The following is a 13,264-nucleotide window of genomic DNA, read 5'->3' as shown; positions in this document are numbered from 1 at the left end:
AATGGATTAACGTTTGGAGAACTGTGGACGACGACGTGCTTTACGCAGACCCACTTTCTTACGTTCAACCTGACGCGCGTCACGAGTAACGAAGCCAGCTTTACGCAGTTCAGAACGCAGGGATTCGTCGTACTCCATCAGAGCGCGGGTGATACCGTGACGGATCGCACCTGCCTGACCGGAGATACCACCACCTTTAACGGTGATGTACAGATCCAGTTTTTCTACCATATCAACCAGTTCCAGCGGCTGGCGAACTACCATGCGGGCAGTTTCGCGACCGAAGTACTGTTCCAGAGAACGCTGGTTGATTACGATTTTACCACTGCCCGGTTTGATGAAAACGCGAGCTGCGGAACTTTTGCGGCGACCAGTGCCGTAGTATTGATTTTCAGCCATTGCCTATAATCCCGATTAGATGTCAAGAACTTGCGGTTGCTGTGCCGCGTGGTTGTGCTCGTTGCCTGCGTAAACTTTCAGTTTACGGAACATAGCACGACCCAGCGGGCCTTTTGGCAGCATGCCTTTAACCGCGATTTCAATCACACGCTCAGGACGGCGAGCAATCATCTCTTCAAAGGTCGCTTCTTTGATACCACCGATGTGGCCGGTGTGGTGGTAGTACATTTTGTCAGTACGCTTGTTGCCGGTTACAGCAACTTTATCAGCGTTCAGAACGATGATGTAATCACCGGTATCAACGTGCGGAGTGTATTCCGCTTTGTGCTTACCGCGCAGGCGACGAGCCAGTTCAGTAGCCAGACGGCCCAGAGTTTTACCGGTCGCGTCAACAACATACCAGTCGCGCTGTACGGTTTCTGGTTTAGCTGTAAAAGTTTTCATTAAAAGCTTACCCAAATAATAAGTTACACGTTGGTGAACACCCAAACGTTTAGTCAGTTGAGGTTCACACGACAAAGTCCGGCAAACCTACCCCTTCGAATAGCTCATGCCGACACATAGAAAGTTTCGGGAAAAAAACCTTCTCGTAACGTGGGGTCGCAAGATTATAGAGAAGTTGAGGTCAAAGATCGACCCTTAAATGTGATTTGGAATGGGTTTTTCGAGGCGGCTGAAAATGCCGGGTGGCGGCTGCGCCTTACCCGGCCTACAAGGCTCCCTTCTCAGGGAGAGGGTGGCATTTGTTACGGCATATGCTCCAGCTTCAGGTATTCCTCGCTCTGCATCTCCTGCAGACGAGACAGGCAGCGCTGGAACTCAAACTTCAGCCGCTCGCCCTGGTAGATCTCATATAAAGGAACCTCGGCGCTGACCACCAGCTTGACGTGGCGCTCATAAAACTCGTCCACCAGCGCAATGAAGCGCCGCGCCTCGCTCTCCATCAACCGCGTCATCACCGGCACATCCAGCACCATCACGGTGTGGAACAGACGCGAAAGCGCAATGTAGTCGTGCTGGCTACGAGCATCGACACAGAGCGTCGTAAAGGAGACCGCCAGCGTTTGGTTTTCAACGCCGAGCGTAGGCAACGGACGATGGTTAATCTCAAGTTCCGGGGCGTGCTCGCGTTTTGCTCCCGCCAGCGCCAGCCAGAGTGTATCCATCTCGCGGGTGGTCTCTGCATTTAACGGCGAGAGCCACAGGTGCGCCTGGGTTAACGTGCGCAGACGATAATCGACACCGGCATCAACATTCATAATGTCGCAGTGCTGCTTAATGGCGTCGATGGCGGGCAGGAAGCGTGCCCGCTGCAGGCCGTTGCGGTACAGCTCGTCCGGCGGGATATTCGACGTGGCCACCAGCGTAATCCCGCGGGCAAATAACGCCTTCATCAGGCCGCCTAACAGCATGGCATCGGTGATGTCAGACACAAAAAATTCATCGAAGCAGAGCACGTCCGTTTCCGCCTTGAACCGGTCGGCCACAATCTCCAGCGGATCGCTTTTACCCTGCAGCGCAGTCAACTCTTCATGTACCCGCAGCATAAAGCGGTGGAAGTGCAGACGCTGTTTACGCTCCCCCGGCAGGCTCTGGTAGAACATGTCCATCAGCCAGGTTTTTCCGCGACCGACCCCGCCCCACATATATAAACCGCGCACCGGCGCGTGAACCTGTGGCGCTTTTTTTCCGAGCAACCGCCCAAATGCCGCCTTTAGCCCGCCATTCTGTTCGGTTTCAGCGGGTTTGGCCGTGAGTTCCTGATAAATCATCTCCAGACGGCTTACCGCCTCACGTTGAACGTCATCCGGCTGATGGGTACCCTCGTTAAGGGCCAGTTGATATCGCGATGCAGGGGACAGGTTTTGCATAATCTTATTGTTATTCCTTCAATTAACGCTCACCAGCAGACGTGACTGATGAAAAAAAGGCCGTTCTACACTACGCGATGATACGTCAGGATTCCACTTCTACGGAAATAGCGGTTATAGTGGCATTATCAGGCACAGGCAGGAGCCGAGCCAACACCCTACGGAACAACAAGACAACGGGAGAAGTTCATGACCTGGGAATATGCGCTAATCGGTTTAGTCGTCGGCATCGTCATTGGTGCTGTGGCCATGCGTTTCGGTAATCGCAAATTGCGTCAGCAGCAGTCACTGCAGTACGAACTGGAAAAGAACAAAGCCGAGCTGGAAGAGTATCGTGAAGAGCTGGTCAGCCATTTTGCCCGTAGCGCCGAGCTGCTGGACAACATGGCGACCGACTATCGCCAGCTGTATCAGCATATGGCAAAAAGCTCCAGCAGCCTGCTGCCGGAAATGACGGCGGAAACCAACCCGTTCCGCAACCGTCTGGCAGACTCTGAGGCCGGTAACGATCAGGCGCCCGTTCAGATGCCTCGCGACTATTCAGACGGCGCGTCCGGCCTGCTGCGTGGCGGTGTAAAACGCGATTAATCGCACAACCTGAATTTATTTTACGGGCGCAGCGATTGCGCCCGTCCTTTCTTCATGACCCCAGCTATCATTTAGTTAAACACCTCATTGTTCAGCGGTTTAAAATTCAATAACATCAACGTGTTTTTGGGGCCGTTTTTCCTTTATTCCAGGTTACGAGAGTCAACATCGATGAAGAAAAAAAATCAGCTGTTGAGCGCTATCGCGTTAAGTGTCGGGTTATCTCTCTCGGCGTCCGTTCCTGTATTTGCCGCCATTCCCTCCCAGGTGCCTGGCCAGGCTGCCATTCCAAGCCTTGCACCCATGCTGGAAAAAGTGTTGCCTGCGGTCGTCAGCGTTCAGGTTGAAGGCACGGCGGTACAAAGCCAACGCGTCCCTGAAGAACTGAAGAAGTATTTTGGCGATGAGTCTCCCGACCAGCAGGCCCAGCCTTTTGAAGGCCTGGGGTCTGGCGTCATTATCGATGCGGCAAAAGGCTATATTCTGACTAACAATCATGTCATCAGCCAGGCCGATAAAATCAGCGTCCAGCTAAACGATGGCCGTGAATTTGATGCCAAACTGATTGGCGGCGATGACCAGAGCGACATCGCGCTGCTGCAGGTGCAAAACCCGAGCAACCTGACCCAGATTGCCATCGCGGATTCCGACAAACTGCGCGTCGGCGACTTTGCCGTCGCCGTAGGCAACCCCTTTGGCTTAGGGCAAACCGCCACCTCCGGGATCGTCTCCGCGCTGGGACGTAGCGGCCTCAATCTGGAAGGGCTGGAAAACTTTATCCAGACCGATGCCTCAATTAACCGCGGGAACTCCGGCGGGGCATTACTCAACCTTAACGGTGAGCTGATTGGGATCAACACGGCGATTCTGGCCCCGGGCGGCGGCAGCATTGGGATCGGTTTTGCGATTCCCAGCAATATGGCCAAAACGCTGGCACAGCAGCTCATCCAGTTTGGTGAAATCAAACGCGGGCTGCTGGGTATTAAAGGTATGGAGATGAGCGCGGATATCGCAAAAGCGTTCAACATCAACGTACAGCGCGGGGCGTTTGTCAGTGAAGTGCTGCCTAACTCCGGCTCGGCAAAAGCAGGTATTAAATCGGGCGATGTGATCGTCAGCCTCAACGACAAGCCGCTGAGCAGCTTTGCCGAGTTGCGCTCGCGGATAGCCACCACCGAACCCGGCGCCAAAGTGAAGCTGGGTCTGATCCGTGACGGTAAACCGCTGAACGTTGAAGTGACGCTGGATAAGAGCACCTCCTCCTCTGCCAGTGCGGAGCTGATCGCCCCGGCGCTGCAGGGTGCGACGCTGAGCGATGGACAGCTGAAGGACGGTACGAAAGGCATTCGCATCGACACCGTTGAAAAGAGCAGCCCTGCTGCTCAGGCCGGGTTGCATCAGGAAGATGTGATCATTGGCGTAAACCGCAATCGCGTGCAGTCCATTGCCGAACTGCGCAAGGTGCTGGAGAGTAAACCAGCGGTTATTGCCCTGCAGGTCATGCGCGGCAATGAGTCTATCTATATTCTGTTGCGCTAAGCATTTGCGACCCGGACATCACCGCTGCGTGTGATGTCCGGATAACTCATGTTATGCTGCAAATCGTTCCTTTTTTAACGACACGCGCATCATGCTTTTAAAGCTCTTACGTTCTATTGTCATCGGTTTGATTGTCGCTGGCCTGCTGCTGCTGGCGCTGCCGTCTTTACGTCAGTTCAATAAACTGTCGGCTCCCCAGTTCGATAGCACGGATGAAACACCGGCCACTTATAATCAGGCCGTCCGCCGAGCCGCACCTGCCGTGGTTAACGTCTATAACCGTGGCCTGAATACCTCAGCCCACAACCAGCTGGAGATCCGCACCCTCGGCTCCGGCGTGATCATGGACGAGCGCGGCTACATTATTACCAACAAGCACGTGATAAACGATGCCGACCAGATCATCGTCGCCCTGCAGGATGGCCGCGTGTTTGAGGCATTACTCGTTGGCTCTGACAGCCTGACCGACCTCGCCGTCCTGAAGATTAACGCCACGGGCGGTTTGCCGGTCATCCCGATCAACCGTAAACGTACCCCGCATATAGGCGACGTCGTCCTGGCGATTGGTAACCCTTACAACCTGGGCCAGACCATCACTCAGGGGATCATCAGCGCGACCGGCCGTATTGGTCTGAACCCCTCCGGGCGGCAGAACTTCCTGCAAACCGATGCCTCCATCAACCACGGTAACTCCGGCGGTGCGCTGGTTAACTCGCTGGGCGAACTGATGGGCATCAACACCCTGTCGTTCGATAAGAGTAACGACGGTGAGACGCCGGAAGGGATCGGCTTTGCCATTCCGTTCCAGCTGGCGACCAAAATTATGGATAAGCTGATCCGCGACGGACGCGTGATCCGCGGCTATATCGGTATCGGTGGCCGCGAAATTGCGCCGATGCATACCCAGGGTGGCGGTATCGATCAGATCCAGGGCATCGTGGTGAACGAGGTGGCGCCAGGGGGTCCGGCGGCCAACGCGGGGATTCAGGTCAATGACGTCATTGTGTCGGTCAACGGCACGCCAGCGGTTTCTGCGCTGGAGACGATGGACCAGGTGGCAGAAATTCGCCCGGGCTCTATCATCCCAGTTGAAGTCATGCGCAACGATAAGAAACTGACGCTGCAAGTCACCATTCAGGAATACCCGGCAACGAACTGACAGGCATAAAAAAACGGAGCGATAAGCTCCGTTTTTTTGCCGGGAGACGGTTCGTATTACTTGTTAACGAACTCTTCACCCAGGGTGATATCTTTCTTCAGCGTATCCAGCATGCCTTCCATCGCGTGTTGTTCAAACGCGCTCAGCTTGCCAATGGATTTACGCTCTTCGATACCATTTTTACCCAGCAGCAGCGGCTGAGAGAAGAAGCGAGCGTGTTCGCCATCGCCTTCAACGTAAGCGCATTCAACAACGCCTTTCTCGCCCTGCAGCGCGCGAACCAGTGACAGACCGAAACGTGCAGCCGCCTGGCCCATAGACAGAGTTGCAGAACCGCCACCCGCCTTCGCTTCCACCACTTCGGTGCCCGCGTTCTGGATGCGTTTGGTCAGGTCAGCCACTTCCTGCTCTGTGAAGCTCACGCCTGGGATCTGCGACAGCAGAGGCAGGATGGTAACGCCAGAGTGACCGCCGATGACCGGCACTTCCACTTCTGTTGGCTGTTTGCCCTTCAGCTCAGCAACGAAGGTGTTGGAGCGGATGATATCCAGCGTGGTTACGCCGAACAGTTTGTTTTTGTCGTAAACGCCCGCTTTCTTCAACACTTCTGCCGCGATAGCAACGGTGGTGTTCACCGGGTTAGTGATGATACCGATGCATGCTTTCGGGCAGATTTCTGCAATCTGCTGCACCAGGTTTTTCACGATGCCCGCGTTGACGTTGAACAGGTCTGAACGATCCATGCCTGGCTTACGCGCCACGCCTGCAGAAATCAGCACCACGTCGGCACCCTGCAGTGCAGGACGCGCATCTTCACCGGAGAAGCCTTTGATTTTTACAGCAGTTGGTATGTGGCTCAGGTCAACCGCCACACCTGGGGTTACCGGAGCAATATCGTACAGGGAGAGTTCTGAGCCTGAAGGCAGTTGGGTTTTCAGTAGTAGGGCAAGCGCCTGGCCGATACCACCAGCAGCGCCGAGGACTGCGACTTTCATCCTAAACTCCTTATTATGGTTAACTTAAGTATCTGTAAATCCGTTGCGGCGACCATAATTCAGCAAGTAAATAATTACAATTTTCGTAGCTAAAGAATTTGAGGTCACGCGACTTTATCTCTCTTCAGAAGACGCTCTGACGACAGACGGCGACGAATTAAGAGGTGGTTACAATACACCCTGCCCCACCACCAAAACAACATCATTTTGATAACATTTAATTTACTTTTAAGCTTATTTGCGCGGCGTGACCCAGGCATGTTTTCTGATAACGAATTCTGATAAAATCACTCCCTTTCATAACATTATTTCAGCCTGGCGCTGAGTAGATAATTTGCATAAAAATTCATCCACATGCATAATAATGTTGTTTCTATCGTCATATTCCGGGTGACTTATGCGAAGCTCGTCTAAGCAAGAAGAATTAGTCAAGGCGTTTAAAGCGCTACTTAAAGAAGAGAAATTCAGTTCTCAGGGAGAAATTGTTCAGGCGCTGCAGGAACAAGGCTTCGATAACATCAATCAGTCGAAAGTCTCCCGCATGTTAACGAAATTTGGCGCGGTGCGTACCCGTAACGCCAAGATGGAGATGGTCTATTGCCTGCCGGCGGAACTTGGCGTGCCGACCACCTCCAGCCCGCTGAAGAATCTGGTTCTGGATATCGACTACAACGACGCCGTTGTGGTGATCCACACAAGCCCTGGGGCCGCACAGCTGATTGCCCGCATGCTGGACTCGTTGGGTAAAACAGAAGGCATCCTCGGGACTATCGCCGGCGATGACACCATCTTTACCACGCCGGCTAGCGGTTTCTCCGTTAAAGATCTCCACGAAGCGATTCTGGTTCTGTTCGAACAGGAACTCTAATCCCCTTTCCCCGTAGCGCCGCTGCGGGGATCGTTCTGCCCCCACGCCGTTTCCCCCTCTTTTCCACTGCCCCTGACTTTGACAAATAGTGCTTTTTACCACCCATTAACATTCATCTGGTGAATGCTAAATCAAAAAATCGCACAAAAAATCAAAAGCTGATATCCATATGATTTTATTAGATATAACCAACATAAATGCGCAAAAAATGCCCAATATTATGCAATTTGGTTATAAAAAACTGAGTGGTTAACACGTAATAACAATAGAAACCATTAGTCTGGTATTAATTTTTACCGTTATTAGTGTATACTTAATTTTGTGATGAGGGTCACGAAACAAGACCCCACTAAAAATTCGACGAGGTAAAAATCATGAAAATCAAATCAACTGTAGCGGCGCTGAGCGTCCTGTCTGTCCTGTCATTCGGTGCTTTCGCGGCTGACGCTATCAATGCTGATCAGGCGCAATCACGCGAGACCATCGGTACGGTTTCTGTCGGCGCGGTCGGCACATCGCCAATGGACATGCGTGAGATGCTGAACAAAAAAGCGGAAGAAAAGGGTGCGTCATCCTACCGCATCATCGAAGCGCGTTCTGGTGCCCACTGGCACGCCACCGCTGAGCTGTACAAATAAGTTTGAGCAATAACTGAAAACGTAAATCTCCACTCAACGTCACCAGGCATAAAAATAGCGGTTCAACCCTTCTCGCCGTTGAGCAAAAACCCTATTCAGGAGTAAAGACTATGAAAACCAAATTGATCATCGCAACCCTCGGTCTGGCATCTGTTCTCTCTTTCGGCGCAAGCGCAGCCGTACAGCAGGTGAATGCCGACCAGGCACAAAATCTGCAGCCTATGGGCAGCATCTCCGTGACGTCTGTTACCGGTTCTCCGATGGATATCCGTCACGAACTGGCTGCCAAAGCTGAAAAAGCGGGTGCCAGCAGCTATCGCGTCACCGAACTGAATCAGGGTGACCACTGGCATGCAACTGCAGAACTGTATAAATAAACCCTCGTCGTATCTCATCATACGACTTGCCCCTGGCCTCATGGTCAGGGGCTTTTTTCATTCAGTGCCGCGCGTTAAAACGCAGCTGCCCTTCCAGCTCTTCTTCCGCTTCATCGAACAGTAATATCAGTGCGCCAAAGCGTCTGCGTAGCTTATCGGGCAAATGGATGAACTCAATTTCCAGCGGTAGCGGCAGCAGACTCCCGGTCACCACGTCCCATAGCGTATCCAGATTCGTCACGCTTTCCCGTTCAAGATCAAACACCCGGATAAATTCGCGGTAGAAGTCTTCCTGACTGTCGATCTCGTCAAAATCAAAAGTATAGGTTTTCATTGCCAGCCACCCAGTCCAGGCGAGCGGCAGATGCCGCCCTGTCTATTATAATCCCCCGATGTGAAGGGTTTTCACTTCCAGGTACTCTTCCAGGCCCAGCACGGAGCCCTCACGACCCAGGCCAGACTCTTTTACGCCGCCAAAGGGCCCCAGTTCCGTGGAGACGGCACATTCGTTAATGCCGATCATCCCACTCTCGATCGCCTGGGAAACGCGGAAAACACGTGAGAGATTCTGGGTGTAGAAGTAAGCCGCCAGCCCATAGGGCGTGTTGTTGGCGCGCTGGATAACTTCATCTTCCGAGGTGAAACGGAAACATGCCGCAACCGGGCCAAAGGTCTCTTCTTCTGCCAGCTTCATGCCTTCATGGCAGTCGCCCAGCACGGTTGGCATCCAGAAATTCCCGCCAAGCGGATGGGGCTTACCCCCTGCCAGTACGGTTGCCCCCCGTGAGACGGCATCGTCGACATGCTCACGCACCTTGTCGACCGCAGCAGATTCAATCAGCGGCCCAACGACAACGCCCTCGTCAAGGCCATTCCCCACCTTGAGCGCCTTCACGGCATCAGCAAGTTTATTTACAAACTTGTCGTAGACGGTTTCCTGAATATAAAAACGGTTCACGCTGACGCAGACCTGCCCGGCATTGCGGAACTTATTGGCAATCGCCCCCTTCACCGCCGCGTCGATGTCTGCATCCTCAAAAACGATATACGGGGCATTTCCCCCCAGCTCCATCGAGACTTTCTTCATGGTTTCGGCAGCATTACGCACCAGCGTTTTGCCGACGGAGGTCGAGCCGGTAAAGGAGATTTTACGCACGTCGCGGCTTGCCATGATCGCATCGCTGATTTCATGCGTATTCCCGGCCACGGCGTTGAGCACGCCATCGGGCACGCCAGCCTGTTTTGCCAGGGTAAGCAGCGCAAAAGCACTGAGCGGCGTGTTATTGGCTGGTTTGATCACCCCGGTACACCCTGCTGCCAGCGCCGGGCCTAACTTGCGGGTGAGCATGGCCATCGGGAAGTTCCACGGTGTTATCGCCGCGACCACGCCAATGGGTTCACGGGTCGCCAGAATGCGCGAGCCGGGTTTGATCGGCGGAATAATTTCACCGTTCGCGCGCTTGGCCTCTTCGGCAAACCACTGGATAAAGCTGGCAGCGTACTCCACCTCGCCTTCGGCCTCTTTCAGCGGCTTACCCTGCTCGGTGGTCATTAACTGCCCGAGCCAGCTTTTATTCTCAATGATCAGTTCGTACCAGCGATAAAGAATCGCCGAGCGCTCTTTCGCGGTTTTGGCACGCCAGGCCGGGAAGGCTTTGGTGGCCGCTGCGATAGCGTCTTCGGTTTGTGCTTTACCCGCTTTTGCCACTTTCGCGATGACTTCCCCGGTTGCGGGGTTAAGCACATCGAAGGTCGTGTCCAGCGTTTTCCAGATTCCGTTGACCAGATAACCGGTCTGAAAAAGGATGTGATCCTGAAGCGCCTGGGTCGTCATGTGTCCTCCCTTCCTGAAATGTAAGAACGTGCTGGAATAAGTATAGCCACAAAAAAACCGACGCTTTTGGCGTCGGTTTTTTTACTTCGGTCAGCTATCCGTGAGGGCATTCTGGTAGCGATGCAGCATAAACACCAGCCGTCCTACCGGCTCGGTCACCTGAGGCGGCGCTTCCCAGGTTTTAAGCTTCTCCTGGTAGATATCCAGCTCTTCAAGCAGTTGCGTAAAGTAGCGACGTCGTTTGTCATCACTGCTGGCAGAAAGCACGTGGTCAGCGGTACGACGCAGCTGGCGGTGCCAGGCCGACAGATCGTCGTTGATCGGCACCGGTGCGTTACGCAGACGCTGGTGTGCAATGATCATGGTCAGCGCCAGCCGGAACTTACCGATATCGCCCGGAAACTTGTTCAGCAGTAAAAACAGCTGCTGGTAGAGCGCGGGCAGATGGTTCTCTTTACGGCGCGCGGTGTTGGTTGTCATCGACGACACGGCGGCCGACACAAACTGGTTCAACAGCACGCGGCCCGTTCTTGCCTGCGAATTATCGCGGACCAGCAGAATCACCATCATTGCCAGGAAACAGCCCACCAGCTGACCTAACGCACTGTCGAGGAACTGGCTGAAATGGAAGGTCATCGGGTTATCGAGCACGATGATGTTAATCGTACTCGCCAGCGCCCCCAGCGATCCCAGACGTCGCTTTTGCACTTCAATGCCGATAAAGAACGCCATCACCGCCAGACTAATACAGAGCAGCAGCATGCTCTGCTGCGTCGACGGGATGATGACCAGAAAGTAGAGCGCGCCTATCGGCAGGGCGGCAATGGTGCCGTACAAGAAATCAATGGCGACCATACGCGGATTAGGCAGACGCATCGCCAGTGCGGTCACGACGGCAATCATCACCATCGCGCCGCTGCCGGACGTCCAGCCCGTCCACAGCCAGAACAGCGTGCCGAGCATACAGGCGAGTGTCGTACGCCAGAAGTTAACCATCGCGTGATGGCGCTCGGCGGATTCCGCCTTGATCACCACTTCGCCCTGCAGCACCTCTTCTTCCGCCGCGCTGATTTTGGTATTTCCGATCACGCCGCGTTTCAGCAGCAGGTAGCGCGTCGCGGCGCCGACCCAGGTGTAGATGGTTACCGGCGTGTCGCGCTCCCCTGTCCAGGCGATCACCCTGCGCATACGCTTCAGCTGCTTGTGCACGTCCTGCACCGTTTCCACCGGCTCGGCGAACAGTTCGCGGAAGGTATCGGTGACCGCTTCCGGGCGCGTGTTCTGTATCAGATAGGTTTCACATGCCTGGGTAATCAGCGTTAACGAGACCGTATTAAGAGCTTTCAGACGACGGTTAGCGCGGGCCCAGCGTGACGACTCCATATTGAGATTGCTGCGCATCCCCTCCAGCGCCTGCGTGCGGCGAACCAGCCCGCTCCAGGCTTTATCCACCTCTTCGCTGTCGCCGTGCTTGATGCAGAGCTGCATCAGCTGGTACTGAGCGACAATCAGCGCGTCAAGCTCACGGTCGACTTCCTGCTTGATGGAGCGCGGGGAGAACAGCAGGTCCGCGACAATCGCACTCACGATACCAATGACAATTTCGCTGCACCGCTCCACCGCAAACTGCGGAGCCAGCAGCGGCTCGGACTGGATGGTGATGATAATAATCAGCGCGGTATAGCCCGCCAGCCCCCAGGCGTAGGAGTTCTCCACTTTCACCAGAGACGAGATCCAGGTGCAAAAGCCCGCCCAGATACAGCACACCATCAGCATCAGCAGCGGCGTGCGGATCATCAGAATAATAATGGTGAGCGCCGCGAAACAGCCGATAAACGTCCCGATGATACGCAGCATCCCGCGATAGCGGATCGCGCCTGAATAGGGTTCCCCACCCGCAGCAAAGGCCGGGCCCGCCGCGACAATCGCAGCCGTCAGCACTGCCCAGCGAGGGGTTTCAAGCTGGAAGTGAAAGCCAACAAACAGCGCCAGCACAATGGCACACGCCAGCTTCACGGCGAAGCGAATGTGCTGGCTGGCGATGGAAAAGATGCCCATAGCGATTAACCAAACTCGCGCAGACGGTGGGCGATTTTACGGAAGAACGAGTCCTGGCTGGCATCCCGATCTTTTTCACCGGTAATCACCACCGTCGCCGTGGTACCTGCAGGCCACAGGTTGCCCTGCTGTTCGTCCAGATGGATACGGACCGGCACGCGCTGGGCCAGACGCACCCACTCGAGATTGGAATCCACCGTTGCCATCCCTTTTGCATCGTTCGAGCTGCTGGAGTTAGTCACCCCTGCGGCGACGCTGTCGACGGTACCTTTAAACACGCGGTTGCTGCCCAGCGGCGTGATTTCTGCCCGGTAGCCCGGACGTACGCCTTCCAGCTTGGTCTCTTCCATATAGGCGAGTACGTAGAAGGAGTTCTGTTTCACCAGCGCCACGGCGGTTGAGCCACGGGTAATAAACTCCCCGGCATAGACGTTAAGGTTGGTCACCCAGCCATCAGACGGTGCGCGAATCACGGTACGCTCCAGATCGAGCTTCGCCAGATCGCGCGTTGCTTGTGCTTTCGCCAGCTGGTGCAGCACGGTTTGCAGCACGTTGTTGGACTGATCAATCTCTTCACGGGACATTGCCTGAACGCCAAGCTGGTTACGACGGCCAGCTTCGCGGCGTTTCTCCGCAGCCAGCGCCTGGTAATAGGCCACGTCCGCTTCCGCCTCTTCCAGTGCTTTCTGGTAACGAGGCTGGTCGATGGTGAACAGAACCTGATCTTTTTTCACCAGTTGGTTATCGTGTACGTTGACCGCCGTGATAAGACCGGCCACGTCAGGGGCGATCGCTACCACATCGGCGCTGAAGCGTGCATCACGCGTCCACGGTGATTCGGTGTAATAGACCCAGGCGCGGAAAATAGCGATGAAGGCGAGGATAACCAGCGCCATGGTGATGGCAGTGCGGGAGATTTTTCTTGTTAGCGTTTTCAC

14 protein-coding genes are annotated in these 13,264 nt (G+C 54.6%); 6 read left to right on the top strand and 8 right to left on the bottom strand.

Annotated features, from left to right (window positions below; genetic code table 11):
* Nucleotides 1-6: 6 nt before the first annotated feature.
* The 3 genes from rpsI to zapE form a co-directional block, all read right to left on the bottom strand.
* Nucleotides 7-399, bottom strand: a complete 393-nt coding sequence (rpsI, locus tag BFG58_RS12580; protein WP_003860436.1) for a 30S ribosomal protein S9 — start codon at nt 397-399, stop codon at nt 7-9.
* 15 nt (nt 400-414) lie between these two features.
* On the bottom strand, nt 415-843 hold the full coding sequence (gene rplM / locus BFG58_RS12575) for a 50S ribosomal protein L13 (protein WP_003860434.1): 429 nt from the start codon (nt 841-843) through the stop codon (nt 415-417).
* 302 nt (nt 844-1,145) lie between these two features.
* On the bottom strand, nt 1,146-2,270 hold the full coding sequence (gene zapE, locus BFG58_RS12570; RefSeq protein ID WP_069719895.1) for a cell division protein ZapE: 1,125 nt from the start codon (nt 2,268-2,270) through the stop codon (nt 1,146-1,148).
* A gap of 189 nt (nt 2,271-2,459) precedes the next feature.
* Here zapE and zapG point away from each other — a divergent pair, with 189 nt between their 5' ends.
* The 3 genes from zapG (at nt 2,460) to degS (ending at nt 5,556) form a co-directional block, all read left to right on the top strand.
* The gene (zapG, locus tag BFG58_RS12565; RefSeq protein ID WP_008502832.1) at nt 2,460-2,858 is read left to right on the top strand and encodes a Z-ring associated protein ZapG; all 399 of its coding nucleotides are present in this window, start codon (nt 2,460-2,462) and stop codon (nt 2,856-2,858) included.
* Nucleotides 2,859-3,029: 171 nt separating this feature from the next.
* Nucleotides 3,030-4,397 carry a serine endoprotease DegQ gene (gene degQ, locus BFG58_RS12560; protein WP_045910128.1) on the top strand — a complete coding sequence of 456 codons (1,368 nt, stop codon included), beginning with the start codon at nt 3,030-3,032 and terminating at the stop codon, nt 4,395-4,397.
* A gap of 91 nt (nt 4,398-4,488) precedes the next feature.
* Nucleotides 4,489-5,556 carry an outer membrane-stress sensor serine endopeptidase DegS gene (gene degS / locus BFG58_RS12555; protein WP_008502834.1) on the top strand — a complete coding sequence of 356 codons (1,068 nt, stop codon included), beginning with the start codon at nt 4,489-4,491 and terminating at the stop codon, nt 5,554-5,556.
* A gap of 56 nt (nt 5,557-5,612) precedes the next feature.
* On the opposite strand, the gene mdh is transcribed toward degS, so the two are convergent.
* Nucleotides 5,613-6,551 (bottom strand): malate dehydrogenase, encoded by a 939-nt coding sequence (mdh, locus tag BFG58_RS12550; protein ID WP_045910129.1) that lies wholly within the window; start codon nt 6,549-6,551, stop codon nt 5,613-5,615.
* Nucleotides 6,552-6,948: 397 nt separating this feature from the next.
* Between mdh and argR the strand changes: the two genes are divergently transcribed.
* The 3 genes from argR (at nt 6,949) to yhcN (BFG58_RS12535) (ending at nt 8,434) form a co-directional block, all read left to right on the top strand.
* Nucleotides 6,949-7,419 carry a transcriptional regulator ArgR gene (gene argR / locus BFG58_RS12545; protein ID WP_008502836.1) on the top strand — a complete coding sequence of 157 codons (471 nt, stop codon included), beginning with the start codon at nt 6,949-6,951 and terminating at the stop codon, nt 7,417-7,419.
* A 374-nt stretch (nt 7,420-7,793) separates the two neighbouring features.
* Nucleotides 7,794-8,057 carry a peroxide/acid stress response protein YhcN gene (yhcN, locus tag BFG58_RS12540; protein ID WP_045910130.1) on the top strand — a complete coding sequence of 88 codons (264 nt, stop codon included), beginning with the start codon at nt 7,794-7,796 and terminating at the stop codon, nt 8,055-8,057.
* A 110-nt stretch (nt 8,058-8,167) separates the two neighbouring features.
* Nucleotides 8,168-8,434, top strand: coding sequence for a peroxide/acid stress response protein YhcN (gene yhcN / locus BFG58_RS12535; protein WP_008502838.1), 267 nt, complete (start codon nt 8,168-8,170; stop codon nt 8,432-8,434).
* Between the two features lie 61 nt (nt 8,435-8,495).
* On the opposite strand, the gene BFG58_RS12530 is transcribed toward yhcN (BFG58_RS12535), so the two are convergent.
* The 4 genes from BFG58_RS12530 to aaeA all read right to left on the bottom strand — a co-directional run bounded on the left by BFG58_RS12530 (nt 8,496) and on the right by aaeA (nt 13,264).
* Nucleotides 8,496-8,768: a barstar family protein gene (locus BFG58_RS12530; protein WP_008502839.1), complete on the bottom strand. Its 273-nt coding sequence runs from the start codon at nt 8,766-8,768 to the stop codon at nt 8,496-8,498.
* A 45-nt stretch (nt 8,769-8,813) separates the two neighbouring features.
* The gene (locus BFG58_RS12525; RefSeq protein WP_032664520.1) at nt 8,814-10,268 is read right to left on the bottom strand and encodes an NAD-dependent succinate-semialdehyde dehydrogenase; all 1,455 of its coding nucleotides are present in this window, start codon (nt 10,266-10,268) and stop codon (nt 8,814-8,816) included.
* A 90-nt stretch (nt 10,269-10,358) separates the two neighbouring features.
* A complete protein-coding gene (gene aaeB / locus BFG58_RS12520; protein ID WP_045910132.1) occupies nt 10,359-12,326 on the bottom strand; it encodes a p-hydroxybenzoic acid efflux pump subunit AaeB in 1,968 nt (655 codons plus the stop codon).
* A gap of 5 nt (nt 12,327-12,331) precedes the next feature.
* Nucleotides 12,332-13,264: a p-hydroxybenzoic acid efflux pump subunit AaeA gene (gene aaeA / locus BFG58_RS12515; RefSeq protein WP_023309394.1), complete on the bottom strand. Its 933-nt coding sequence runs from the start codon at nt 13,262-13,264 to the stop codon at nt 12,332-12,334.

Source organism: Enterobacter sp. ku-bf2 (genome assembly GCF_001742765.1).
Lineage (GTDB): Bacteria > Pseudomonadota > Gammaproteobacteria > Enterobacterales > Enterobacteriaceae > Enterobacter > Enterobacter quasiroggenkampii.
Note: the sequence above shows the minus strand (reverse complement) of the source record. Positions and strands in the feature narration are given on the sequence as shown.